Here is a 25,693-nt window from a genome sequence, read left to right as displayed (position 1 = left end):
TTTATGTAGCTTTGTTGATAAGTGATAGGATGGGAATAAATTTGGCTGGTTTCATAGAGTTTACAGATAAAAATATGCACAGTACAAAAAAATCCATCAATTAGATTTATTTATTGCGATCATAAATTGTAATAAGATTATAATATTGTACTAATACATTAATACAATGTTATAATCTTTACAGATAATTCTACATAATCATGTGTATTTATAGATGATTCGCGCTCAAAGGAAGTGGTTTTACTGATTAAGATAGATACAAAGAGTGGTGTGCCAGTATACATTCAGCTAAAAGAAGGGCTAAAGCTGCTAATTCTTACAGGCGTATATGTACAAGGTGCAAAATTGCCAACTGTTCGACAAATGGCCGTGGATTTAAGGGTGAACAGTAATACGGTGGCACGGTCGTATTCAGAATTAGAGCGAGAGGGAATCATTTCAACCCAGCAAGGGCGAGGAACTTTTGTATGTGCAATTCCAACGGGGGTTGAGAATGATGAAAAAGAGAAAGAACTTGATAAAATTTTGGAGGAGTTTATCAAGACGACATTATCTTTAGGATTTACTGAAGCGTACATTATAGAAAGATTAACAAATAAAATCAAAGATAGAAAATAGAGGTGCTAGAGATATGGAGAGTTTTTCAAATAAGCAGAATATAAAAATTTCGACCAAGAAATCAAATACGCCAAAAACCTTTTTGCCATTTGTTATATTTTTGGCAGTTTTTGCCGGCTTTTTCCGTTACGCATATGTACAAGATGAGTGCTTATGGATTGTTGCCGGATTTATTTTGGCGGTTATTGCTTCACAATCATTGAAAGTTGCACAGCAATGGGAAAAAGCCGTGGTTTTAAGACTGGGAAAATTTCACCGGTTAGCAGGCCCAGGCTTGTTTTTTACAATTCCGTTAATTGATACAGTTCCATATTGGATTGACCAGCGGATTCATGCGAGTGCATTTAACGCAGAGCAGACGTTGACAAAGGATAATGTACCAGTCGATGTGGATGCGATCTTATTTTGGGTTGTATGGGATGCTGAAAAAGCAGCATTAGAAGTCGCTGATTATTTGGAGGCTGTTTCATGGGCAGCACAAACAGCCCTTAGAGATGTGATTGGAAAGACGATGTTATCGGATATGCTGGCTGGAAGAGAAAATATTGATATACATTTACAGAACATGATTGATCAAAGAACTGAAGCTTGGGGCATCGCTGTACAATCGGTGGAAATTCGTGATGTTATTATTCCAGAAGCGCTGCAAGATGCTATGTCACGAGAAGCGCAGGCAGAACGTGAACGAAGAGCGAGAATTATTCTTGCTTCGGCAGAATGTGAAATTGCTGAAAATTTTGTGAATGCTGCAAAAATTTATGAGGAAAATGATATCGCGGTTAAATTAAAATCTATGAGTTTACTCTATGAAAGTGTAAAAGAAAGAGGGGGAATTGTGCTTGTTCCGAATGATATGTCGGACTACACGAGTTTAGCAACAACGATGGGAATTCAAAAAATAAAGGATAAGGCTTCAAAAGTTGCTAAATCGGAATAAAGTGGAGGGAGAGTTTTGAAAATGAAAAAGAATATTTCGCGCAGGACTTTTTTGAAGTTATCTGGGGCGACTGCCGTAACGGTAGCAATGGCGAGCAATTTAGAAAAAAACGTTTTGTTTGCAGCGGATGAAAGCAAACAAGGGGAGAGAAAAAAGATCCGTACATATTGTGAAATGTGTACGACACGTTGTCCAATGGAAGTCAGCGTAAAAGATGGTAAGGTTGATTTCATTGCCGGTAATCCGGAATGGTCTTCTACAGGGGGAACGCTTTGTGCCCGCGGTGCCGCAGCTTTATCTCAAACCTATGATCAGGAACGGGTAAAAAAACCATTGATTCGTCAAGGTGAGCGTGGCGAAAATAAGTGGAAAGAAGTTTCCTGGGAGGAAGCGTATGATTATATAGCAGAAAAAATGACGGAAATAAAAGAGAAGTATGGTCCGGAGTCGATGGCATTTTCGTGTCGTGGCGGGATTCATAAAAAATATATGGATACGTTTGCAAATGCATATGGTTCACCCAATACTTTTACACATGAATCGACTTGTCCGTTTGGACGAACTGTTGCCAGAGATATTGTTTTTGGTACGAATTCAGTCAATGTTGATTATGGTAATGTAAAATATTTAATCACATTAGGCCGAAATCTTTTTGAAGGGATCAATGTTTCACAAGCGCGTTCACTGATGAATGCACTTAGAAAAGGTGCGAAACTGATTTCAATTGATCCTAGATTTTCGGTGACTTCCGCGAAGGCAACGGAATGGCATCCGATAAAACCTGGAACTGATTTGGCGTTTATTTTGGCACTGACACACGTAATCATTCGCGATAGATTGTATGATAAAGCATTCGTGGATACATTTACAGTTGGGTTTGATGCAATTCAAGCTTCTGTTGAAACAACCACGCCGGAATGGGCAGAAAAAGAAACGGGAATAGCGGCAAAAGATATTGAACGTATTGCGAAAGAATTTGCAGCTGCCAGCCCGCAAGCAGCACTTGACTGGGGGTGGCGCACAGGCACTACACCGGAAGAATTTGAATTTAGAAGAGCTGCGATTAACGTAAATCTGCTGATCGGCAATTGTGAAGTCCCAGGGGGGATATTCTTTGGCAAGAATGCTGCAATGATAAATAAATTGGTTGGCAGTGAAGTGGTTCCGACCATTAAATCGCCAAAACTTCCTAAATTTCCAAAGATGAAACAGCGAGTAGATGGTGCAGGTGTCAAGGGGCATCAAAACTATTTTATACCGAAAGGTGATGGCGTAGTTCACTATTTGCCGGAAGCGATTTTAACGGAAAAACCATATCCAATCAAAGGTTGGTTTGTCTATCGGAATAATCCGATGATCAGTCAATCGAATACCAATCGAGTCAGAGAATCTTTACTAAAATTGGACTTGCTCGTTGTCTCTGATTTGTATATTACAGATACAGCACATTTTGCAGATGTTGTTTTACCGGAAAGTACATTCTTAGAGCGCGATGAAGGCTTTAATGATGCCTCTGGCGGAGCACCGAAATATACATTGCGTCAGAAGACGGTGGAGCCAGTATATGATACGAAGCCGAATTGGCAGATTTTCAAAGAACTTGCTGAAAAAATGGGCTTGGGTGCATATTTCCCATGGAAAGACATCGAAGAAATGAGACGCATACAAATGGGCGGACGCAAAGATTTAGTAGAAAAGGCAAAAGAAAAAGGTTTTCTTGATTTTGGGGTGCCTTCTGTATATTTACGTGATCCAAAATCGGTGGCAGCTTTTGTGAAAAAATTTCCGGCAGCGGCATCTAAAGTGAATGAGCAGGGCATCATTCCGAGTCCACTATTAAGCTTAAAAACACCAAGTAAAAAGATGGAGATGGCTTCTAGCGAAGTGGAAGAATTATTCCCGGGGCGTGAGGTGCCAAAATATCGTGAAGTGAAGCTAAAAGAGGATGACCAGCTGTATTTTATTCAGGGAAAAGTTGCCGTACACACGAATGCGCATACGCATAATGTGCCTTGGCTGAATGAATTGATGCCGGAAAATAGACTGTGGATGCATCCGGAGACTGCGGGAAAACGTGGTTTACAGAATGGGGATAAGGTTGAGATTTCTTCGGAGTTTGGTAAACAGCCTGCGACGATTTTGGTGAGTCAGGGAATTCGTCCGGATTCTGCGTTCACGTATTTTGGATTTGGCAGAGTGGCACCGGAAATGAAACGTGCACATAAAAAAGGAACGAATTCTAATATTATGTTGCCTACAGCATTTGCACCAGTTTGTGCGATGTCCTTGCATACGGCAGGTATTGATATAAAGAAAATTTAGTGTAGTTGGAGGGGAGAAGAAAGATGGCAAATAAACGATATGGAATGCTATATGACAGCAATGCTTGTATTGGGTGCCAAGCATGTTCAATTGCCTGTCGGGCTGAAAATAAAGTGCACGATGACGTGCATAGACTGCAAGTGAGAATTGAAGGACCAAAAGGAGAATTTCCCAATTTACGTATGGACTTTCACCGTCAATCCTGTGTGATGTGCGATGATGCACCATGTGTACCTGTGTGTCCTACCGGGGCTTCTTATACAAATGAAGAAGGCATTAACATGGTAGATGAAGAAAAATGTGTCGGCTGCGGCTATTGTATTGCTGCCTGTCCGTACCAATCACGTTATCTGGATCCTAAAACCGGTGCTGTGGATAAGTGTACGTTTTGTTATGAAAACAGGGTGCAGCAAGGGGAGAAGCCTGCTTGTGTATCCATGTGTCCGACGGGAGCACTTGTCTTTGGTGATTTAAATGATCAAAATAGTGCGATCTGTAAAGCGATCAAGCAACAATTCACCGTAAAATATAAGGAATCCTTGCATACCAATCCGAAGCTCATTGTGATTCCAAATCGGCACGGAGGTGAAAAATAATGGATCAAATTTGGGGAAGTATGGCACAGTATACCAAAATTATTTGGGGTTGGGAGATTGCTGTGTATCTATTTTTAGCCGGACTTAGTGCGGGTGCTTTGATATCAGCGATTTTAGTAAAATGGCGCTCGAATTTAAGTCAAGGTTATGATGGGATTATGAAAGCTGGCGCAGTGATTGCTTTGCCGGCGATTAGTTTAGGTCTGGCTTTGTTAATTGTAGATTTGGGTAAACCGCTTAGTTTTTGGCTTTTGATGCTGCATTTTAATTTAAACTCTGTAATGTCAATTGGTGTTATTTTATTAAGCATATATTCTCTTTTCATGACGATTTTTGGTGTTGTTATCTTTAAAAAAGAACTTTTGGAGTATTCTTTAACAGCATGGGCGGTAAAACCTTTTCTTTTTATTGTTGAATGGTTTGAAAAGGCTGGCAGATGGTTTGACTGGATTATGGTGGTGCTTGCATTGGGGATTGCGGCTTATACCGGGTTTTTATTGTCGGCGTTGGTGGCGAAACCTTTGCTCAATGTGCCTTTGCTTCCAGTATTGTTCTTGGTGTCTGGTATTTCTTCCGGTGTAGCAGCTTGCATTGCGTTAAGTGTTACGGTATTTAAAGAATCTGTACGAGAAAGCAATTTAAAATATTTGCTTTCATTGGATACGAAATTAATACCAACCGAGTTATTCATTTTGTTTGTCATGTTTACCGGATTGTTTAACATGGGCGGACAGTATGCAGTTGTTGGGCATCAGGCATTAACGATCGGCATTTGGGCAAAAGTGTTTTGGTTTGGCATTATTGGCGTTGGCTTAATTGGGCCGTTGCTTGTGATTGCATTTTCGTTACATCATTATGAACAAAGCGAAAGTGCACCAGTTCCAGTGGGGACATTGTTAGTGAATTCTGTATTGGTACTGACTGGTGTTATGTTGCTGCGGTTTTATATGCTATATGCGGGACAAATTTTTTATTAAGCAAATGGGCAGTCTAGTAGAGTCGTCATTTATAAATGAAGGTGTAAGATATGGGCGTAGATGAAATGCTGGTCAGACAATCTTCCTGTGTAAATCAGCGGATGCGGGATATGCATTGTACAAAATGCCAAGAGATTTGTCCACATGAGGCAATTGAGATAAATCCGTCTGGACAGATTTTAATTCAGCAAAATTGTACAGCGTGCGGTTTGTGTTTCAGTAAATGTCCTGCGCAAGTTTTTTCATGGAAAGAGCAGCAGCGGTATCCTTTAAAAATGAAAAAGGGAACACTGGAAATTTTCTGCAATCAAATCAAATGTGATGGCTATATCGCTTGTTTGGCTAAGCTTGATCCATATGAACTTGCTTATTTAGCAATCCAAGCAGAAGTGATCCTCTGTTTTGATCAAGCGGAATGTGGTCAGTGTAATGCAAATGCAGTTGTATATGTACAGCGAATGGTGAAACAGGTGAATGCATTTTTGTCCGCAGTGGGTATCAAACAAATTGTTTTCTTAGGAGAACGGAAAAAAGTTGCAGAAAAATTAAATCGACGCGATTTATTAAATTTCTTCTTTACGAAAGCAAAGCAATCGATTGGTGAAGTGCTTCCCGTAACTGCACAAGTTTTAAGTTTTAGGGAATTACTTATAGATGAATTGAAGTGTAAGCTGCCTCAGGTAAAAGGGGGCGCTGCGCCCCTTTTTAAAGGAGCAAAAGTAACCGAGGACTGCAATATGTGTGGTGTTTGCGTTCGGGCTTGTCGGAAGCAAGCGATGCGAATTGTTGAAGATGAAAAAAATCAATGGATGATGCTGCAGCACAAACAGAGTGCTTGTAGTGGCTGCGGGGTTTGTCAACATGTTTGTCCGCAAAAATCCTTAGAAATTTCCGATAAAAATAGCACATTGGAAAATGTTTTTTGTAAAGAATATGTCAGTATCTTGCAAAAACACTTGACGATTTGTGAAAAATGTGGTGCTATTATAAAAGGAATTTATACAATTTGCCGAAAATGCGAACAAAAACGTATAAAAAAATTGCAGTCGATCTATTAATTTTATTCGTGTACGTGTAACATCCATCTGAGTGACTGTTTTTGTTCTATAAAACTTCTAGATTTCAATAGAAATAGGCATTTTCGCATTTGAATAAAGTGATAGTTTATAATTTCATATGTGCTCCGTGCAAAAATGTCTAAGGGCTGATTGCCTAAGGTATTGCGCCTGAATGAAATTTCATTCACAGGGGAATGGGAGAAATTCCATTGCCTTCCTAAGTTGAGAAGGAGATTTGCTTATTTCATAATTTATATGAAAGCTGTTTTCGCGTGCTCAATTGAGGTAGAAAAACAGCTTTTTTCTATGTAATCTGATAAATGAGGAGTTTTATAAAATGAAAAGTATAAAAACAATAGATGCTGTTGGTCATGTGCTATGCCATGATATTACGCAGATTATTAAAGGTGTAACCAAAGATGCACGTTTTCGTAAAGGACATGTTGTAACCCAAGAAGATATTCCGGTTCTTTTATCATTAGGAAAAGATCATCTTTATGTATGGGAGAAGAAGGAAGGTATGCTGCACGAAAATGAGGCAGCTGAGATTTTACGAGAAATCTGTCAGAGTGACCATATGATTGCGTCACCGGTGAAAGAAGGCAAAATTGAGCTGTCGGCAGCTTGTGACGGTGTTTTAAAAATAGATGTAGATAAATTGCATGCAATCAATGCGCTAGATGAAATCACAATCGCGACAAGGCATAATCATACGCCGGTAAAGAAGGGCGATAAACTGGCTGGGATGCGTGTGGTTCCACTGGTAATTGATGAAAAAAAAGTACAGAAGGCAAAAGAGATTGCCGGAGAACAAAGTATTTTTCAATTACTGCCTTATCAGAAGATGAAGGCAGGCGTAGTTACGACAGGGAATGAAGTCTTTTATGGAAGAATTCAAGATACTTTTACACCTGTTCTCATGCAGAAGTTAGAAAGTTATGGTGCTGTCGTACAAGAGCATCGGATTGTTAACGATGATCCAGACAAGATTACGAAGGCGATTGAAGAGCTGATTGCCTGTGGCGTGGATCTGATTCTTTGTACGGGCGGGATGAGTGTGGATCCGGATGATATGACGCCAGCTGCGATAAAAGCAACCGGTGCACAAATGATAACGTATGGTGTGCCTGTTCTGCCTGGTGCGATGTTTTTGCTTGCGTATTATCAAGGTAAGCTGCCGATTATGGGGTTGCCGGGATGCGTAATGTACGCGAAAACAACGATCTTTGATTTGGTTCTGCCACGCGTTATCGCCGGCGAAAAGATAGAAAAGATGGAATTGATGAAACTAGGTCATGGCGGACTCTGCCTTGAATGTCCTGTTTGTACGTATCCAGCTTGCAGCTTTGGCAAGGGGGTCTAGATAAGAGATGGTAGGAATTGACTTAGAAACAGCGATTGATCTTCTTTTAAAGCAAGTAAAGGCACCGCGAGTAACAGAATCGGTTTCTTTATTGGATGGTGTGGGGCGCGTAATTGCTGACGACGTTTGGTCTCCAATTGACAATCCACCTTTTGATCGTTCGCCCTTAGACGGCTATACTTTTATTGCAGAAGCGACTGCCACGGCAACAAAAGAGATGCCTGTTAAATTGGAAATTGTAGGTGAAGTTTGTGCGGGACATGTTTTCGCGGGAAAAGTAGGGACGCGGCAAGCCGTACGCATTATGACTGGCGCGCCGATACCGTTTCCTTGTGATTGTGTAGTACGCCAAGAAGATGTACAGGCAGATGGGGATCAACTTTGGATTACAGAACCGATGCAGCATCACGAAAATTATTGTTTTCAAGGTGAAGACTTTAAAGCAAAGACTTTATTAGTTGCGGCAGGTTCATCTCTTACGGCTGCACATATTGCTACTTTAGCAAGTATTGGGCAGCAAACTGTAACGGTTTATAAAAGAATTAAAGTTGCAATTTGCAGTACGGGTGATGAATTGGTCGATGTGGGAGAAGCATTGGCTACGGGAAAAATTTATAACAGCAATTTATATCTGCTGGCAGCACGATTAAAAGAGCTTGGTGTGGAGCCGATTGTTTTAGGTATGGTTGAAGATTGTGCAGAATCGGTTGCAGCGGTGATTCAGGCACAGGTGCGTGAAGCCGATTTAATTCTGACTACGGGTGGTGTATCCGTAGGCAAGAAGGATATTATGCATGATGTGATTGCGTGTCTGCCGGCGAAACGTTTATTTTGGCGTGTCAACATGAAACCGGGGACACCAATTTTAAGCTATGTATATCAAGGCAAACTTTGTATTGGGTTATCAGGAAATCCATTTGCTGCTTTAGCCACTTTTGAGTTGCTGGTACGTCCGGTCTTGGCAAAGTTAAGCCGCAAGCGTGAAATTGCGTACACGCGTATTCCTGCAATTTTACAGGATGATTTTTTGAAAAAGAGCGCGGGACGGAGATTTATTCGCGCAAAATATGCAGAAGGAAAGGTATATCTTCCTTCTGAAAATCATTCATCGGGGTCTTTGTTTTCAGCGGTCGGTTGCAATGCCTTAATTGATATTCCACCGGGAACGCCGGCAATTATGCGTGGAACAGAAGTCGAAATTATAAAATTGTAGGGAGCATAAGGATGAGTGGATTAACACATTTTGATGGACAGGGTAATGCCGTTATGGTGGATGTGAGTGAGAAAAGTGCGTCGCATAGAGTTGCGATTGCCAAAGGAAAAATTATTGTAAATCAAATGGTATATGATGCAATTTGTGCAGGCAGTGTTAAAAAGGGGGATGTTCTTGGTGTTGCCAGAGTTGCTGGAATTATGGCAGCGAAGAAAACCAGCGATTTAATCCCGATGTGTCATCCACTGCTGATTACCAAATGCAGTGTGGATTTTACGCTGCTTCCGGAAGAATTGGCAGTTGAGGCAGTTGCAACGGTAAAAGTCAATGGTCAAACGGGCGTTGAGATGGAGGCTTTAACTGCAGTAACAGGGGCTTTGCTAACGATTTATGATATGTGTAAAGCCTTGGATAAGACGATGAGAATCGCAAATGTCTGCTTGGTGCAAAAATCCGGCGGTAAAAGCGGTGATTTTCTAAATCACACAATTGATTCATGTAAAGGAAGCGGAAACTATGCTTGACCAATTTGGACGAACAATAGATTATATAAGAATTTCTGTGACGGATCGTTGTAATTTACGCTGCGTGTATTGTATGCCGGCAGAAGGGGTAGAACAATTTAAGTGCAAAGATGTTTTGTCCTATGAAGAAATCATCCGGTTATGCCGTATCTTTGCTTCGCTTGGTATAAAAAAAGTGAAAATTACAGGGGGAGAACCTCTGGTTCGTTTAGATATATGTAAATTAATTGCGGAGATTAAGGCAGTTGAAGGCATTGAGCAGGTCACGATTACGACGAATGGTGTTTTGCTGGCATCTATGGCTGAAGAATTAATTCGTTCTGGTGTTGATGGTATTAATATCAGTTTAGATACGGTGAAAAAAGAAAAGTTTAAAAAACTGACGAGGCGGGATCAATTAGAAAAAGTGATGCAAGGAATTTATCAATTGGTAAAATTGAAGTACGATAAAATAAAAATTAATTGTGTGCCAATTGCCCAAATCAACGGGGATCAGATTGCTTATATTGCATCTTTTGCAAAGGATTATCCGATTGCAGTTCGGTTTATTGAACTTATGCCAATTGGCATGGCAACCGATTATACCGCGATTGATAAAACAATATTACGCGAAACAATTTCTAAAGCCTACGGTAAATTAATTCCTTGGGATGGAAAATTAGGAAATGGTCCGGCAAACTATTTTTCGATTCAAGGATTTAAAGGCAAAATTGGATTTATTGAAGCCGTGCATCATAAATTTTGTGGTCAATGTAATCGTGTACGTTTGACTGCAAATGGATTTTTAAAATTGTGTCTGCAATATGATACAGGAATAGATTTGAGAGAACTGCTGAGAAATCATACCGATGATTTAGTTATAAAAAATAGTATTGAAAAAAATATATTTTCAAAACCACTTGAACATGCTTTTGATTGCGGCACTACTGCAAAGACAGATCAACGCAAGATGTTTCAAGTTGGGGGATAGGAGGACATTTAAATGGGACGCGTTATGGCAGTATGCATGAGTGAAAAAAAAGGAACGAAAAAACGCAATGTTTTTCAGGGCGAATTTCAGGTGAATCATGGATTGGTTGGTGATGCACATGCAGGGAATTGGCATCGTCAGGTGAGTTTATTGTCCTTTGATAAAGTGGAAGCATTTCGGGCAAAAGGTGCGGAAGTTATCCATGGTGATTTTGGTGAAAATCTGGTGGTAGCGGGGATTGATTTTAAAACGCTGCCTGTGGGAACGCGATTAAAATGCAATGATGTGGAAATGGAAGTTACGCAAATCGGCAAAGAATGTCATGCACATTGTGAAATTTATAAGACGATGGGCGATTGTATTATGCCGCGTGAAGGTGTTTTTGTAAAAATCCTTCACGAAGGAACCATCGCTGTAGATGATGCTATGGAAATCGTTGAATAAAGGAGGCACTCTATGTTTCAAGTAGCTGTTATTACTGCAAGTGACAAAGGGTCAAGGGGAGAACGTGAAGACCTGAGCGGAAAGCTGATCTGCGAAATTATGCAAAAGCAAGGGTATGTCACCCATAGTTATACGATATTGCCGGATGAAAAAGAGTTGTTGATTGAAAAAATGCAGGCTTTGTGTGAAGCGCAGGTTGATTTGATTTTAACGACTGGCGGAACAGGATTTTCACCGCGGGATTGTACGCCGGAAGCCACATTGGCTGTAGTAGAGCGGCAAGTACCCGGCATACCGGAAGCAATGCGTTACTTAAGCCTTCAAATCACAAAGCGGGCAATGTTGAGTCGTGCGGTTGCCGGGATTAAAGATAAAACTTTGATTATAAATTTGCCGGGAAGTCCAAAAGCGGTGCGTGAATGTTTGGAATTTATTTTGCCGGAATTGGAACATGGTTTAAAAATCATGTGTGGTCAGACTGGTGAATGTGCCAGATAAAGATTTTTCCTAACAATTGAATAAGTATAAATGGCAAGGCTTTTAATAATGGAGTTTATGAGCAAGTAAAATAATTCCTAAAAATAAGGAGAGGTTTTACGATATGAAGTATTCTATCGGGGAAAGGGATTTTACAGGAATTGCTGGCAAGAGTCTTCAATTTAGAATTATTTTGGGGATTGTGATAAGTCTGTTAATGAGTGCTCTTTTAATCGCGGGGTTTGCGATTTATACCACGCGGGATTATTTGCAAAAAGATGCTTATGAGAATGTGAATGAACGTTACAATGGAATTACACAGTTATTTGATATTTATAAAGTCAACGCGTTAGGGCATGCGAACACGCTTGCAAAACACCCACAGCTTATAGATGCGCTTAAACGACGGGATAGACAAGCTTTGTTTTCGATAACGACGCCTTTAATGAAGGAAGGCCATCTGGATTATATGGTGATTACGGATCCGAAAGGGTATGCGCTGATTCGGACGCATGAGCCAGGTGTCATTCCAAAAGCGGATGATAGTATTGCCAATCAAATGAATGTAGCACAAGCGATCAAAGGGACTCCTTTTGTTGGTATTGAAGAAGGGAAGGTCGTGAAACTTTCTGTGCGCGCTGGCGCACCAATTTATGATGAAGCCGGCGCTCTACTTGGTGTAGTTTCTACGGGCTATGTGATCAGTCAAAATGAGATTGTAGATAGTGCGAAGAAGATGCTGGGTGCTGATTTCACGTTGTATTTAAAAAATGAAAGTGTAGCATCTACGATTACCGATCAAAAAGATAAGAGAAGCGTGGGCATGCTGCTAGAGCAAGCCGATGTTGTGGATACAGTACTTACAAAGGGAACGACGTATTTGGGGCAGAACCAAGTAGAAGGAATAGCGTATACTGTTGCGTATGGTCCTTTGATTGGTGCAAATGGCAAAGTCATTGGTATGGTTGCATCTCAGATACCAACATCGTTTATGGAACAAATAAGTCAAACACTTACCTATCGGACGTTGTTTGTTTCATTACTGGCACTGATCGTAGTGATGTTTGCCGCAACTATTTTTATTCGCCGTCTGTTAAAACCATTGCAAAGTATCTTGGAGAAGATTATGGAGGTTGCAAAGGGAAATCTTACGGTTACTGCACTTGATATAAAAAGCCAAGATGAAATTGGTAGATTGGCTGTTGGGTTTAATACAATGTTACATAATTTACGCGACCTTATGCAGGGGGTTGCAAACTCTTCGGAGCAAGTAGCGGCAGCCTCGGAAGAGTTAACCGCAAGTGCTGAGCAAACTGCGCAGGCAGTTAATCAGGTGGCAGCAGTTATCAGTGATGTTGCTGATGGTGCTCAAACGCAGGCGCAAGCTGTGAATCATACGACATTGGCAGTTGAGCAAATGTCAGCGGGAATTCAGCAAATTGATGCGAATATAAATTTAGTTGCGGGTACGTCGGCAAAATCGACGGGAGCTGCACAAGCGGGCAGCAAAGCGGTGGATGAAGCTGTAAATCAAATGGCGCAGATTGAAAAAACGGTGTTAAAATCTGCGCAAGTCGTAACGCGGCTTGGCGAAAGTTCAAAAGAGATTGGTCAAATTGTAGATGCAATTTCTGGCATTGCAGGACAAACCAATTTATTGGCATTAAATGCTGCCATTGAGGCCGCAAGAGCTGGTGAGCAGGGGCGTGGTTTTGCCGTAGTTGCGGATGAAGTTCGTAAGTTAGCTGAACAGTCACAAGAGGCTGCAAAACAAATTGCCGATTTAATTGCGAAGATTCAAGAAGATACCGATCATGCGGTTGCTGCCATGGAAGACGGAACGAGAGAGGTTCATGTCGGCGCAGATGTGGTACAGCATGCGGGGCAAAGTTTTAAAGAAATAGATCAGTATATTTTGGCAGTATCTAGCCAAATTCAAGAAATTGCAGGTACTGTGAAAGAGCTGGCAAATGGCAGTCAGCAAATTGTAGCATCGGTAAAAAATATTGATCGTATCAGTAAGGATACAACAGGGCAAACACAAACTGTATCTGCTGCTACGGAAGAGCAATCGGCTGCTATGGAAGAAATTGCGTCTTCTGGGCAGGCACTGGCGAAACTGTCCGAAGAATTGATGCAATTTGTTGGTAGATTTAAAATGTAATAGAGAAGTTTTTAAGAAAAGTACTTTGCTGGATCATGTTTATCAGCGGGTACTTTTCTTTATGTCATTCAGTATCAAAGCATCAGTATATGAAGCTAAGCAGGAACTAGGAAAAGTAAAAAAATAGTGTACAAATTTACAATAATGTATTATAATGTAGGTGTCATCACAGTTGAGCTGTAAATTTATCTCACATAGATTGATGGGGGGAGCTTTTATGGCAATAAAAAACATTGAAATGGACCGTAAGGATAGCAGCAGCTATCGCAGTCTTTTGAAAAGGGGAGGTTTCATTTCCGCAAGTTATTTATCAGTCAGTGGTTTTGATGCATGTAGGTTAAAGAAACTTGCCCAGCAAGGCAAGCTAGATGCAGTCCGTTGTGCTATCGGTAATTCGGTTAGATGGTATTATTGTGAGAAACAAGCTGAACTGGCTCATCTACGTGGTGAAGTTTAATCTAAAACAAGTACGTAACATTAAAAAATACACTAAAATTATAGTTCACAATCTAGAATCGACTTTGGTCGATTCTCTTTTTTTGAAATTTTTGATGATAGATTGTTTAAGTTGCTATATAATAAAATATGTAATTCTTTGATGTTTTTTTTTATTTTGAACATAATAAAAATAATGTTATAATGCTGGAGGTCACTGTGAAAGGTCCGTCAATTTATTTTTTATTTAGTATTATGCTAGTTATGATGTTGATTTCTTATTTGTCTATTACATTAGCAATGCGAGTATTTCCATTCTATCGCGAAGTAAAACTTAAAAAGATCTATTGGTGTTTGAATTTTATTGCTTTTATTGGTCTTGTTTTTGGCCGCGGCAGATTTGATATGTACTCGTTTTCGGGCATATTTGTAGAGGTAACTGTGATTTGGTTTATGTCGCAAATTTTTGTACTGTTGTTGCTGCCAGTTTGTTATATCGTAAAGAAAGCTATTTCCAAATTTTTTAGTGATCAAACCGTGGAGGTAGATATGACAAGACGTAGATTGATTAAAGGCATTGCGGTTTCATTACCGCTGGCTTCTGTAGGCATGAGTTCCTATGGAGCACTTTATGGAAGTAGACAGGTAGAAGTATTAAAACACGATATTCTTTTGCAAAATTTGGATCCATCTTTAGAAAATTTTAAAATTGCACAAATCAGCGATGCCCATATTGGTATGTTTTTTTCTGTTCGTAAATTTAGATTGATTTTAGACCGGCTTAAGGCAGAAAACCCAGATGTACTTGTTATTACGGGTGATTTGATTGATGAAGTTGGAGTGATAGAACAGACCGTCGACGTCTTGAATGAATATGCACCGGCATTCCAGAAGGGCATTTATTTTTCATGGGGAAATCATGAGTATTTTAGAAATTTCGCGAAAATTGAACAAGCATTAAATGCGAGTAAAGTTACGATATTGAGAAATCGTAGTGAAGTATTAGTCGAGGCGAAGCGTCCACTTTATCTTCTTGGGGTAGATTACCCGTGGGCGGATGAAGGACAAGCACAAATTCAGAAATGCAAGGATATGACAGAACAGGCAATGGAAGCCGTACCGGCTGATGCAACAAAGGTTTTGTTGAGCCATCATCCCGGGTGTATTGATGCTGCTTACGAGCAGGGGATTGATCTTACTTTAACCGGACATACGCATGGGGGGCAGATTGCAATTTTGGGTCAGTCGTTATTGCCTGTACGATATAAATACATGCGTGGAATGTATAAAACAGAGCAGCAGTATGGGTATGTCAGCACCGGAGCAGGCAGTTGGTTTCCGTTCCGGATAGGATGTCCGGCTGAAGTAGCTATATTTACATTAAAAACAAAATAGAGGGAAGAATGAAGCAATGTCAGTAGAAAAAGTAAAAAACTATTTGAAGCAATGGGATGCGGGGCATAGAGTTATAGAATTTGAACAATCCAGTGCGACCGTTTTGTTGGCTGCAGAAGCAGCCGGTGTAATTCCAGCAAGAATCGCGAAAACAATTTCTTTTCATGATGGAAACGGCGGCTGTATTTTGATAGCAACTGCTGGTGATATGAAAATCGATAATGCTAAATTTAAGCAACAGTTTGGCATTAAAGCAAAGATGTTAGACGCTGATAAAGTAATTGAGCTAACGGGACATGCGATTGGCGGGGTCTGTCCATTTGCAATTGAACATCCGAGTACAAAAGTATATACAGATGTTTCTTTGCAGCGTTTTGACACAATATTCCCTGCCTGTGGCAGCAGTAATAGTGCAATTGAGTTAACTTGCGATGAACTTTTTATTTATGCAAAAAGTAATGCATGGATTGATGTTTGTAAAATAATCTTATAAAAATACGGATTGTCAGCTAAAAAATTCGGGAACTTTTGTTTTCGTTCTCCGGACTTTCTGGCAAGATGCGTTCCGAAAGATGAAAAAAGATCAACTTACGTTAAGAAATCCGTTTGTTTGAGCGAAGCACGTTTAGGATTTTAGTAAGTTGGTCTTTTTTCAAGTATTCTGGAGGGCCATGCTAATTAGTAAGGCCTTGGATAACAGATATATCTGGGTGAACAAGTATAGTAATCTCGCCAGCGAGGTTTACAATTGAAATTTCCACCGCTCACGCTTAGCAGAGTGGCGCTTGATAATGAGCCAAGTGCAAAAATGGGTAAAAAGCCAAAAGCTCGACTGTTCGGGGGTATTGTTTCATCCCAGTCAATGAGTTCGGGATTTTCATAAGGTTCCAAATTTTTCACCTTCTTTTTTGTGTATAAAGATTTGAAGCTATTATTATACTATGTAATCATAACGCACATGGGAACTTTATAGAAAAAACGGGCAATTGGGCTGGAGAGAAATTTGCTGGCGCTGACATTTATGATACAATGACAAAGAATACAGTAATTTTAATAATGTAGGTGATAAGAAATGGAACATAGATTAACAAGAACAGAATTATTATTAGGCAATGAAGGGATTACAAAACTTAAAAACAGTAAAGTCATGGTGTTTGGAGTCGGAGGGGTTGGCAGTTTTGTTGTAGAGGCATTGGCTCGTTCTGGGGCGGGGCATTTAGTGCTTGTTGATAAAGATGATATTTCTATCAGTAATGTGAATCGGCAGCTTCCTGCGACAACTTTGACTGTCGGTCAATCGAAAGTAGAAGTTATGCGCGAGCGTGTGCTTGCGATTGCACCTGATATTAAGATCGAGGTACGGCAAGAGTTTTACTTACCAGGTATGGCAGATGATTTTTTGAAAGATGATTTAGATTATGTTGTGGATGCAATTGATAATGTAACCGCAAAAATTGATTTGGCGGTGCAGACAACGGAACGCAAAATTCCGTTGATCAGCAGCATGGGTGCAGGCAATAAATTAGATCCAACCAGGTTTCAAGTTGCTGATATAAAGAAAACATCGGTTTGTCCTTTGGCAAAAGTCATGCGCCGTGAATTAAAAAAACGTGGCATTGATACGTTAAAAGTCGTTTATTCTAAAGAACAACCATTGGTTCCAATGATGAAAAATGAGCAAGGTGAAATGGTACAGGCCGATTGTCCGGGAAGTATCGCCTTCGTGCCATCTGTTGTAGGTTTAATTATTGCCGGAGAAGTCATTAAAGATATCGTATTTGATCGTTTAAAGAAATAGGCATACAACGCTCGTAACGGGCGCTGTTGCATCTAGATTTGTACTTATAAAAATCTTAATGGAAGAATAAGCGAATAGATGTTCTTTTGGCATTGCCCAAAAGAACCAAAAAGCTAGGCCTTAAACCTCCAAGCTACTTGAAAAATAACCGGTTTACTAAAATCCTTAACTCGCTTCGCTCAAACAAACGGATTTCTTAACGTAAGCCGATTATTTTTCATCCTTCGGAACGTAGCTTTCCGGAAAAGACCAGGTACGAAAAGAAAAGTTACTTTATTTTAGTGTGAAAGCCCCTTATATTCACATTGCTAAAATCCCTGTGGTGAGTATATGGTGGGAGGTGTAAGTATTGAAAGATTTGTTTCAGGACATGCTTGTTTGGACAGAGTCTTATATTCAGTCATTTTATACATCAGAAGAAAATATTCAAGCAAATATTATACTAAAGCAAGAACATACGAACTATGTAATTCAAAATTGCAAATCGCTTGCCAAAGTGCTGAAGTTGAGTACACATGATGAAATCTTAGCAATGATCATAGGTTTGTTTCATGATATCGGAAGATTTAAACAATATAGTATTTATCAGACTTTTAATGATCGATTGTCAGAGAATCATGCGTTACTTGGATTGAAAGAAATTAAGAATTTAACTTTACTGCGTCAGTTGAGTTCGGAGGATCGTGAAATATTTGAGTTCGCGATTGCAAATCATAACGCGATTGAAATACAGAATACAGAGAATGAACGTGCTTATCTTTTTGCTAAAATAATTCGTGATGCGGATAAATTAGATATTTATCGCGTTCTTGAACCAACTTTGATTCCTTCTGACGGAAGCGGATATAGTGATAAATTTATGAAAAGTTTTTTAGAAGGAATACAATGTGATTATTCTGATATCAAAACGCAGGATGATCGTAAATTGGTAAGATTACTTTGGGTATATAATATGTATTTTGCTTGGACAATTCGCCAATTGCTTGCGCGTAAACATATTGAGAATATTATAAAGTGTTTACCTGAAAATGAGATAACAAAAAAGGGGATTGAGAACTTAAATACGTATATAAAAACAAGAATCAGCTTATCAGAGCAACACTTTTTAGGCTAAAATCTAGTATAAAGAAGGAATATGTAATAAAAAGACGAATATAAACTATTTGTATATTTAATTACATATTGGAATATTTTATAACTTAGGATTACTTTTGAAGTGAATAGATAAATCATAAAGGGGTAAGTTTTATGTCAGAGAGTACTGCAATAACTTCAAATTTTGTACAAAACATTATTGATGAAGACTTAAAGAATGGAAAATATAGTGAAGGTATTCATACCCGTTTTCCGCCGGAACCAAATGGCTATTTACATATTGGTCATGCAAAATCAATTTGCTTAAACTTTGGACTAGCGATGCATAATCAGGGACTTTGCAATCTACGGTTTGATGATACAAATCCTACTAAGGAAGACGTAGAGTATGTGGACTCCATCCAGGAAGATGTCAAATGGTTAGGTTTTGATTGGGGAGACAGGATGTTCTATGCATCGAATTATTTCCCGAAAATATTTGATGCTACAATTGAGTTAATCAAGGCTGGAAAAGCTTATGTATGTGATTTAACAGCAACTGAGATGCGTGAATATCGTGGGACTTTAACCGAACCTGGCAAAGAAAGTCCATATCGTAACCGTAGTGTAGAGGAAAATCTTGATTTATTCATGCGGATGAAAAATGGTGAGTTTAAAGATGGTGAACGTGTGCTCAGAGCAAAGATCGATATGTCTTCGCCTAATATGAACATGCGTGATCCTGTCATTTATCGTATTTCTCATACAATACATCATCGTACAGGGGATGCATGGTGTATTTATCCGATGTATGATTATGCACATCCAATTTCAGATGCAATTGAAGGCATTACGCATTCGATTTGTACATTAGAGTTTGAGGATCATCGTCCTCTTTATGACTGGACCTTAGAAGCACTTGGTTTTGATCAGAATACAAGACCAAAGCAAATTGAATTTGCGAGATTGAATCTAACAAATAGTGTAATGAGTAAAAGAAAATTAAGAATGCTTGTAGAAGAAGGTGTGGTATCCGGATGGGACGATCCTCGTATGCCAACCATTTCTGGTCTTCGTCGGCGTGGTTACACAGCAGAATCAATTCGTGATTTTTGTGAACGGATTGGTGTGGCAAAGAGTAATAGTTTAGTGGATGTTGCAATGCTTGAACATTGTATCCGTGAAGATTTAAATGATCGTGCAGACCGTGTTATGGCAGTTTTACATCCGTTAAAGGTTATCATCACAAATTACCCTGAAGATCAGGTAGAGTATGTGATTGCTGAAAATCATCCGCATTCTACAGCAAAACGTTATATGCCGTTTGGTCGTGAAATTTATATCGAGCAAGAAGATTTTATGGAAGAAGCGCCGAAGAAATTTTTCCGTTTAAAACCAGGTGGAGAAGTTCGGCTGAAAAATGCATATATTATTCAATGTGAAGAAGTTATCAAAGATGAAAATGGAAATATCATAGAACTTCACTGCAAGTATGATGCGGATACAAAAAGCGGCAGCAAGGGAAACAGTGGACGCAAGGTAAAGGGAACACTTCATTGGGTTTCGGCGAAACATTCCATAAAAGCGGAAGTACGTTTATATGATTATTTATTGCTAAATGAAGATGAAGAAACGGATACTGCTGATTTCATGCGTACAATTAATAAAAACTCCTTGGAAGTGATTGCAAATTGTATGGTGGAGCCAAGTATCGCGTGGGCAGCTCCAGGTACACGTTATCAGTTCTTACGTCAGGGATATTTTTGTGTAGATAAGGATTCTACAAAAGAGAAATTGGTCTTTAATCGAATTGTTGGACTGCGTGATTCTTGGGCCAAAGCAAATAAAAGTTAAATATAAATTTTTCGAGAAGCGTAAGTTTCTGCCGGCAGAAACTTTCCCATGAATTTTTGAGGGAGAGAGGGGAAGCGTATGGCAAAGATACCAAAAAATTTAAGTGATAAAGAAATGTTTGTTGGATTTAAAGAAGAAAAAACATTTGAGCATACTTTTCTGGAAGCCGACACTCAGATAGAAGATAAACCAGCAATACATAAGAAAAAAGAAAAAGAAGATTTATCAACAGCTTTTTTGACAAAGGAACTTCAAGAAAAAATAGGGAAGGCTTTATTGGACTTAAAGCTGGATTTATTTAAAGAAGGTTTAGTTGAGTATGATCTGAAAGTAACACGCGAAGGAAAGAAGATTGTACTTTCAGCGGTTGCAAGCAAGAAAAAAAATAAATAGTATGATTCTATGGCTAACGGATCTAGCATAAGTGCTTTGATATGGTTAGCCATGTTTTATATGGAAGCATTTTATTGTTTTTACGTGGGTGTGCCATAGATGATACGTTTTTCTGCAGAAAGAAAATTCGTTTTGAGGGTATAGAGAAGAAATTTTATTGTTTGGAAGAAGTGAATGTTGTGGAGAGTAATGCAATATTGGCAGTGGTTATTTTCATCGCTGCTTATACACTGATTGTGTCAGAGACAATTCATCGCACAGTGGTCGCGTTGACAGGTGCCGTTTTGATTCTTTTGTTGGACGTCTTAAATCAAGAAGCTGCACTTCGTTATATTGATTTTAATACAATTGGATTATTAATTGGCATGATGATTATTGTCAATATTACGAGTGAAACGGGGATATTCAATTATCTAGCAATTTGGTCAGCGAAAAAAGTAAAGGGAGAGCCGTTTAAGGTTTTAGTAGCACTGAGTCTACTTACAGCGATTTGTTCGGCTTTTTTGGATAATGTTACGACTGTTTTGCTGACAGTGCCGGTAACGTTTAGTATTACTTCGCAATTGAAAGTTTCTCCGAAACCATTCCTCATCGCGCAGATCCTTTCAGCAAATATTGGCGGTACTGCAACTTTGATTGGTGATCCACCGAATATTATGATTGGCAGCGCGGTACCTGAGCTTGATTTCATGACATTTTTATCAAATCTTACTTTGATTTGCATTGTGATTGAGTTTGTAACATTGGCAATCTTAAGAATTGTGTATCGTCAAAGTTTACATACAACGGATGAGCTGAAAGAAAAAATTATGGCAATGCGAGAAGAAAATCAAATTGTAAATATGCCGCTGTTGAAAAAATGTTTAGCAGTTTTAGCGTTGACTATGATGTTGTTTTTGGTGCATAGTTTATTACATATTGAGACTGCAACGGCAGCATTAACCGGTGCAAGTTTTTTGATGGCGATTACGATTGCACGTGATGAAGCAATGCTCACAAAAGTGTTCTGTAAGGTAGAATGGTTGGCGATATTTTTCTTTATTGGATTATTTATTTTAGTTGGCGCATTGGTGGAAACTGGTGTGGTTGGGCAAATTGCCGCTGGAATGATGCAGTTAACACAGGGAAATGTGACGTTTACAGCGATGTTGATTTTGTGGATGAGCGCAATTGCTTCCGCGTTTATTGATAATATACCTTTTGTTGCAACGATGATTCCTATGATTCGTGAAATGAGCGTATTAGGATTTGATAATTTAGAGCCTTTATGGTGGGCACTATCTTTAGGTGCCTGTCTTGGGGGAAATGGGACTTTAATTGGTGCAAGTGCGAATATTATTGTTGCCGGAATGGCAGAACAGAGAGGCTATCATCTTTCGTTCATTCGTTATATGATGATCTGTTTTCCATTGATGCTCTTATCCATTGTTTTATCGAGTATCTATATTTACATTCGATATCTATAAATCGATATGGGGTTGCTATATTAAGAACTTTTTTGTAAAACTGAATGTACAATTAAACGAGGATGTCCTTTTGGCATGAACGTATTTTACTGTAGAATATGGGAATAAAAACAAAAGCTGTCGCATTTTAGTGCGACAGCTCGGACTATAGACAAATAATATATTTATGTAGATAACTTAGAAAATAACGAAATTCGTTTCAATTATAAACTAGAACGAAGATAGGTTGCCGGTTGGTGAGAGGTGCTCAAATGCTAGGCACAGTAATAAGGGGTTGTGAAGGTGTCGTACTTCCGTACGTCGACGCGCAGCACCTTACTGTAACGACGCAGATGAGTGCTTATCATCGACCCGCTGCCTATCTGTCCATAGTTTGTTTACACGCTGAGGGGGCCGCATTAAAAATGCGGCCCCCTCTCATTTATATAGTACTCTTGTCTACAGAATCAAAAACGTCGAGTGTTTTTTGATCGGGTGGGGTATCGTATTTGCTTACAAAGTAAATAGATAATAAAGATAAAAGAAAGCCGGGTACGATTTCATACAGACCAAACCAGGAAAATTGCTTCCAGATAAGTACGGTAACACCGCCCACAATAATACCGGCTAGGATGCCATTGCGTGTTGTGCGGCGCCAGTAAAGTGAAAGCAAAATCGCGGGGCCGAAGGAGGCGCCAAAACCTGCCCAGGCGTATGCAACCATATCTAGAATTAAGCTATTAGGGTTTAAACCAATGATAATAGCGATGATAGAAATTACGAGAACCGATATGCGGCTCGTCCAAACCAATTCTTTGTCAGATGCATTTTTATGAAAGATTGCTTTGTAAAAGTCTTGGGAAAAAGCAGATGCGGCTACCAGCAGCTGCGAAGAAGCGGTACTCATAATAGCAGCAAGAACAGCAGAGATAATGAGTCCATAGAAAAATGGTGAGAATAATTGATCTGTCATTAACATAAATACAGTTTCGACATCAGAACCAGTGAGTTCGGTACTTAAAAAAACTTTGCCAACCATACCGACGAGAACTGCTGCTGCTAAGGATATAATAACCCAAGTCATCGCAATACGTGTTGCTTGTTTAATTTCGCGGGAGGATTTGCTGGCCATAAAACGGACTAAGATATGTGGTTGTCCGAAGTAACCAAGTCCCCATGCTAATAAAGAAATAATTTCTATTGCACTGAAAATACTGCCGTCTTGTTTTGTAAAGGGATTAAAATATTCGGGATCTATCATATAGAGCGCAGTGAAGGTAGGTGTGATACCTCCAAAGGCATAGGCACCTAATAGGGGAACTGCAACAATGGCGAAGAACATCATAATACCTTGAATAAAATCAGTCCAGCACACAGCGAGGAATCCACCGATAAACGTATAAAATACAACGACAAAAGCTCCAAAAATCAAAGCGTATTCGTAAGGTATACCAAAGACTGTATGAAATAGTTTTCCTCCGGCTACAAAGCCAGAAGAAGTATAGATGATGAAAAAGATCAGAATGAATACAGCGGAAATGATTCTTAAATAATTTGATGTATCGTGAAAACGATTTTGAAAATAGTCGGGCATTGTTAAAGAATTATTGGCAATTTCCGTATATCTGCGAAATCTCGTCGCGATGAACCTCCAATTTGCATAAGTTCCTATTGCCAATCCAAGTGCGATCCATCCAGCACCAAGTCCGGCAACATAAGCATAACCCGGCAATCCCATAAGCATCCAGCCACTCATATCAGAGGCTTCGGCACTTAGAGAGGTTATCCAGGCTCCAAGCTGACGATCGCCTAATATGTAATCTGACATTTTCTTTGTACGTCTATAAAAATAAATGCCGATAGCCATCATAAGCGCTAGATAAAGAACAATGGCCAATATAATATAAAAATTCTCGGTTAACATAAAATACTTCCTCCAATTTATAAAGATAGTTCATATTATACATATAAATGTATGCGGAATGCAATCAATAACCGTATATAAACTCGTTTATGTTATTGTCCGCTGGTAGATAATAGGAAGAGTATACGTTATAATAAAATTGTGTATGGCATAGTGTCGAGAGGAGTGCTGCAAAGATGCATGATAATTTTGATATAGCAATCATAGGAAGTGGCCCAGCAGGAATTTTTGCTGCGTATGAACTTATGTTGAAAAAACCTACACTAAAAGTAGCAATCATTGAAACTGGTAAAGATATTTATCAGCGCCATTGCCCAATTACTGATAAAAAGGTGGAACATTGTATCAACTGCAAGCCATGCAGCATCATGCGTGGTTTTGGCGGGGCCGGTGCTTTTTCGGATGGTAAATATAATTTTACGGCACAATTTGGCGGTTGGCTGAATGAATATTTATCTGACGATGAGATTTTAGAATTGATTGCATATGTGGATGAAATTAACCTGTCTTATGGTGCGCCGAAAGAAATGTTCAGTACAAGCAACAGCTCGCTGGGAAAGAAGGCGATTGCTTGCGGCTTACATTTGTTGGATGCGAAGGTGCGTCATCTCGGTACAGAAAATAATCTGAAAATGCTGCAGGCAATCTATGAAGTGTTGAGAGAAAAAGTTACGCTGCTGTTTGAGACGACTGTAGAAAATATAAAGCCGAAGACAAATGGTTTTACCCTAGAGCTTGATAATGGGCAGTCTATAGAGGCAGCGTATTTAATCGCTGCACCCGGCAGAGCTGGTTCAGAATGGTTTACGGAGCAATGTAAAACATTAGGGTTGCAGCTTCTGAATAATCAGGTTGATGTTGGTGTAAGAGTAGAATTGCCGGCGATTGTATTTGAACATATAACGGATGAAGTATATGAAGCAAAGCTGGTCTATCGAACCAAACAATATGGAAATTTAGTGCGAACGTTTTGTATGAATCCAAAAGGGTATGTTGTAGCAGAGAATACGGATGGCATTGTTACAGTGAACGGACATAGTTTCCGCGATGAAAGGATGCATAGCAAGAATACAAATTTTGCGTTACTAGTCAGTAACAAATTTACTGAGCCTTTCAATGAACCGCATCAATATGGAAAGCGCATTGCTTCTTTTTCTAATATGCTTGGTGGAGGGGTATTGGTACAACGATTTGGTGACTTAATTAAGGGGCGGCGTACGAATGAACAGCGCTTAGCAAAAAGTTTTACAAAGCCTACCTTAAAAGCAACGCCTGGCGATCTTAGTTTAGTACTGCCGAAACGTCATTTGGATAATATTATAGAAATGATTTATATTTTAGATAAGATTGCGCCGGGAACGGCAAATGATGACACATTATTGTATGGTGTAGAAGTTAAATTTTATAGTGCTAGATTGGAACTTAATAAAAAATTAGAGACGAAAATTGCAAACTTTTTCGCAATTGGGGATGGTGCTGGCGTGACACGCGGTTTATCACAAGCGGGTGCAAGTGGTGTATATGTGGCAAGAACGATTTTGGAACGTGTGAAGCAATAAATAGAGGACGTTTTAATCGTTGTGCAATGCAGACTCTATGATTTGAGTTAGTTTGGGATAAATAAATTGTGAGATGTTTATTGTTATGTTACAATACATGATAAGGCGATAAAGAGGAAATAAAGAGGTTATTTGAAATCTTTTCTAGATCGA

23 protein-coding genes and 1 riboswitch are annotated in these 25,693 nt (G+C 39.3%); of the genes, 22 read left to right on the top strand and 1 reads right to left on the bottom strand.

Annotation, left to right across the window (positions count from 1 at the left end):
* The first annotated feature begins 270 nt into the window (after positions 1–270).
* From BN6559_RS04810 to BN6559_RS04715, 21 genes are all read left to right on the top strand, one after another.
* A complete protein-coding gene (locus BN6559_RS04810; protein WP_199883748.1) occupies positions 271–618 on the top strand; it encodes a GntR family transcriptional regulator in 348 nt (115 codons plus the stop codon).
* 13 nt (positions 619–631) lie between these two features.
* Entirely contained in the window at positions 632–1,555 is a 924-nt protein-coding gene (locus BN6559_RS04805; protein WP_110953681.1) for a slipin family protein, read from the top strand.
* Positions 1,556–1,576: 21 nt separating this feature from the next.
* Complete coding sequence (phsA, locus tag BN6559_RS04800) at positions 1,577–3,877, top strand: thiosulfate reductase PhsA (protein ID WP_199883747.1); 2,301 nt, start codon at positions 1,577–1,579, stop codon at positions 3,875–3,877.
* 23 nt (positions 3,878–3,900) lie between these two features.
* Positions 3,901–4,473: a 4Fe-4S dicluster domain-containing protein gene (locus BN6559_RS04795; protein WP_110953679.1), complete on the top strand. Its 573-nt coding sequence runs from the start codon at positions 3,901–3,903 to the stop codon at positions 4,471–4,473.
* Entirely contained in the window at positions 4,473–5,450 is a 978-nt protein-coding gene (gene nrfD / locus BN6559_RS04790; RefSeq protein WP_110953678.1) for an NrfD/PsrC family molybdoenzyme membrane anchor subunit, read from the top strand. The genes BN6559_RS04795 and nrfD overlap by 1 nt, the downstream gene beginning before the upstream one ends.
* A gap of 50 nt (positions 5,451–5,500) precedes the next feature.
* The gene (locus tag BN6559_RS04785; protein WP_110953677.1) at positions 5,501–6,508 is read left to right on the top strand and encodes a 4Fe-4S dicluster domain-containing protein; all 1,008 of its coding nucleotides are present in this window, start codon (positions 5,501–5,503) and stop codon (positions 6,506–6,508) included.
* 111 nt (positions 6,509–6,619) lie between these two features.
* A riboswitch (molybdenum cofactor riboswitch) is annotated at positions 6,620–6,757 on the top strand.
* 88 nt (positions 6,758–6,845) lie between these two features.
* Positions 6,846–7,871 (top strand): molybdopterin-binding protein, encoded by a 1,026-nt coding sequence (locus BN6559_RS04780; RefSeq protein WP_110953676.1) that lies wholly within the window; start codon positions 6,846–6,848, stop codon positions 7,869–7,871.
* Between the two features lie 7 nt (positions 7,872–7,878).
* The gene (locus tag BN6559_RS04775) at positions 7,879–9,084 is read left to right on the top strand and encodes a molybdopterin molybdotransferase MoeA (RefSeq protein ID WP_110953675.1); all 1,206 of its coding nucleotides are present in this window, start codon (positions 7,879–7,881) and stop codon (positions 9,082–9,084) included.
* A gap of 11 nt (positions 9,085–9,095) precedes the next feature.
* Positions 9,096–9,608: a cyclic pyranopterin monophosphate synthase MoaC gene (gene moaC / locus BN6559_RS04770; protein ID WP_110953674.1), complete on the top strand. Its 513-nt coding sequence runs from the start codon at positions 9,096–9,098 to the stop codon at positions 9,606–9,608.
* Complete coding sequence (moaA, locus tag BN6559_RS04765; RefSeq protein ID WP_110953673.1) at positions 9,601–10,578, top strand: GTP 3',8-cyclase MoaA; 978 nt, start codon at positions 9,601–9,603, stop codon at positions 10,576–10,578. Before moaC ends, moaA begins: the two co-directional genes overlap by 8 nt.
* Before the next feature lie 12 nt (positions 10,579–10,590).
* The gene (locus tag BN6559_RS19190; protein WP_199883746.1) at positions 10,591–11,022 is read left to right on the top strand and encodes an MOSC domain-containing protein; all 432 of its coding nucleotides are present in this window, start codon (positions 10,591–10,593) and stop codon (positions 11,020–11,022) included.
* Between the two features lie 12 nt (positions 11,023–11,034).
* On the top strand, positions 11,035–11,520 hold the full coding sequence (locus BN6559_RS19185) for a MogA/MoaB family molybdenum cofactor biosynthesis protein (protein WP_199883745.1): 486 nt from the start codon (positions 11,035–11,037) through the stop codon (positions 11,518–11,520).
* 103 nt (positions 11,521–11,623) lie between these two features.
* The gene (locus BN6559_RS19180; protein ID WP_199883744.1) at positions 11,624–13,663 is read left to right on the top strand and encodes a methyl-accepting chemotaxis protein; all 2,040 of its coding nucleotides are present in this window, start codon (positions 11,624–11,626) and stop codon (positions 13,661–13,663) included.
* A gap of 217 nt (positions 13,664–13,880) precedes the next feature.
* Entirely contained in the window at positions 13,881–14,120 is a 240-nt protein-coding gene (locus tag BN6559_RS04750) for a hypothetical protein (protein ID WP_110953672.1), read from the top strand.
* Positions 14,121–14,317: 197 nt separating this feature from the next.
* A complete protein-coding gene (locus tag BN6559_RS04745) occupies positions 14,318–15,493 on the top strand; it encodes a metallophosphoesterase (protein ID WP_199883742.1) in 1,176 nt (391 codons plus the stop codon).
* A 16-nt stretch (positions 15,494–15,509) separates the two neighbouring features.
* Positions 15,510–15,986: a YbaK/EbsC family protein gene (locus BN6559_RS04740; RefSeq protein ID WP_110953670.1), complete on the top strand. Its 477-nt coding sequence runs from the start codon at positions 15,510–15,512 to the stop codon at positions 15,984–15,986.
* Between the two features lie 579 nt (positions 15,987–16,565).
* Positions 16,566–17,291 carry a tRNA threonylcarbamoyladenosine dehydratase gene (locus BN6559_RS04735; RefSeq protein ID WP_110953669.1) on the top strand — a complete coding sequence of 242 codons (726 nt, stop codon included), beginning with the start codon at positions 16,566–16,568 and terminating at the stop codon, positions 17,289–17,291.
* Between the two features lie 349 nt (positions 17,292–17,640).
* Positions 17,641–18,405, top strand: coding sequence for an HD domain-containing protein (locus tag BN6559_RS04730; RefSeq protein ID WP_110953668.1), 765 nt, complete (start codon positions 17,641–17,643; stop codon positions 18,403–18,405).
* 134 nt (positions 18,406–18,539) lie between these two features.
* The gene (locus BN6559_RS04725) at positions 18,540–20,219 is read left to right on the top strand and encodes a glutamine--tRNA ligase/YqeY domain fusion protein (RefSeq protein WP_110953667.1); all 1,680 of its coding nucleotides are present in this window, start codon (positions 18,540–18,542) and stop codon (positions 20,217–20,219) included.
* Between the two features lie 78 nt (positions 20,220–20,297).
* On the top strand, positions 20,298–20,612 hold the full coding sequence (locus BN6559_RS04720; RefSeq protein WP_110953666.1) for a hypothetical protein: 315 nt from the start codon (positions 20,298–20,300) through the stop codon (positions 20,610–20,612).
* 179 nt (positions 20,613–20,791) lie between these two features.
* Positions 20,792–22,078 carry an ArsB/NhaD family transporter gene (locus BN6559_RS04715; RefSeq protein ID WP_110956270.1) on the top strand — a complete coding sequence of 429 codons (1,287 nt, stop codon included), beginning with the start codon at positions 20,792–20,794 and terminating at the stop codon, positions 22,076–22,078.
* 421 nt (positions 22,079–22,499) lie between these two features.
* On the opposite strand, the gene putP is transcribed toward BN6559_RS04715, so the two are convergent.
* Positions 22,500–23,981 (bottom strand): sodium/proline symporter PutP, encoded by a 1,482-nt coding sequence (gene putP, locus BN6559_RS04710; RefSeq protein WP_110953665.1) that lies wholly within the window; start codon positions 23,979–23,981, stop codon positions 22,500–22,502.
* Positions 23,982–24,157: 176 nt separating this feature from the next.
* On the opposite strand from putP, the gene BN6559_RS04705 reads away from it, so the two are divergent.
* Complete coding sequence (locus BN6559_RS04705; RefSeq protein WP_110953664.1) at positions 24,158–25,540, top strand: NAD(P)/FAD-dependent oxidoreductase; 1,383 nt, start codon at positions 24,158–24,160, stop codon at positions 25,538–25,540.
* Positions 25,541–25,693: the final 153 nt, after the last annotated feature.

The organism is Massilibacillus massiliensis (assembly GCF_900086705.1).
Taxonomy (GTDB): Bacteria; Bacillota; Negativicutes; order FLKF01; family FLKF01; genus Massilibacillus; species Massilibacillus massiliensis.
Note: the sequence above shows the minus strand (reverse complement) of the source record. Positions and strands in the feature narration are given on the sequence as shown.

Coding starts and splice junctions, on each gene's coding strand:
- BN6559_RS04805 (WP_110953681.1), top strand. CDS start 632: ATGGAGAGTTTTTCAAATAAGCAGAATATAAAAATTTCGACCAAGAAA.
- phsA (WP_199883747.1), top strand. CDS start 1,577: ATGAAAAAGAATATTTCGCGCAGGACTTTTTTGAAGTTATCTGGGGCG.
- BN6559_RS04795 (WP_110953679.1), top strand. CDS start 3,901: ATGGCAAATAAACGATATGGAATGCTATATGACAGCAATGCTTGTATT.
- nrfD (WP_110953678.1), top strand. CDS start 4,473: ATGGATCAAATTTGGGGAAGTATGGCACAGTATACCAAAATTATTTGG.
- BN6559_RS04785 (WP_110953677.1), top strand. CDS start 5,501: ATGGGCGTAGATGAAATGCTGGTCAGACAATCTTCCTGTGTAAATCAG.
- BN6559_RS04780 (WP_110953676.1), top strand. CDS start 6,846: ATGAAAAGTATAAAAACAATAGATGCTGTTGGTCATGTGCTATGCCAT.
- BN6559_RS04775 (WP_110953675.1), top strand. CDS start 7,879: ATGGTAGGAATTGACTTAGAAACAGCGATTGATCTTCTTTTAAAGCAA.
- moaC (WP_110953674.1), top strand. CDS start 9,096: ATGAGTGGATTAACACATTTTGATGGACAGGGTAATGCCGTTATGGTG.
- moaA (WP_110953673.1), top strand. CDS start 9,601: ATGCTTGACCAATTTGGACGAACAATAGATTATATAAGAATTTCTGTG.
- BN6559_RS19190 (WP_199883746.1), top strand. CDS start 10,591: ATGGGACGCGTTATGGCAGTATGCATGAGTGAAAAAAAAGGAACGAAA.
- BN6559_RS19185 (WP_199883745.1), top strand. CDS start 11,035: ATGTTTCAAGTAGCTGTTATTACTGCAAGTGACAAAGGGTCAAGGGGA.
- BN6559_RS19180 (WP_199883744.1), top strand. CDS start 11,624: ATGAAGTATTCTATCGGGGAAAGGGATTTTACAGGAATTGCTGGCAAG.
- BN6559_RS04750 (WP_110953672.1), top strand. CDS start 13,881: ATGGCAATAAAAAACATTGAAATGGACCGTAAGGATAGCAGCAGCTAT.
- BN6559_RS04740 (WP_110953670.1), top strand. CDS start 15,510: ATGTCAGTAGAAAAAGTAAAAAACTATTTGAAGCAATGGGATGCGGGG.
- BN6559_RS04735 (WP_110953669.1), top strand. CDS start 16,566: ATGGAACATAGATTAACAAGAACAGAATTATTATTAGGCAATGAAGGG.
- BN6559_RS04725 (WP_110953667.1), top strand. CDS start 18,540: ATGTCAGAGAGTACTGCAATAACTTCAAATTTTGTACAAAACATTATT.
- BN6559_RS04720 (WP_110953666.1), top strand. CDS start 20,298: ATGGCAAAGATACCAAAAAATTTAAGTGATAAAGAAATGTTTGTTGGA.
- putP (WP_110953665.1), bottom strand. CDS start 23,981: ATGTTAACCGAGAATTTTTATATTATATTGGCCATTGTTCTTTATCTA.
- BN6559_RS04705 (WP_110953664.1), top strand. CDS start 24,158: ATGCATGATAATTTTGATATAGCAATCATAGGAAGTGGCCCAGCAGGA.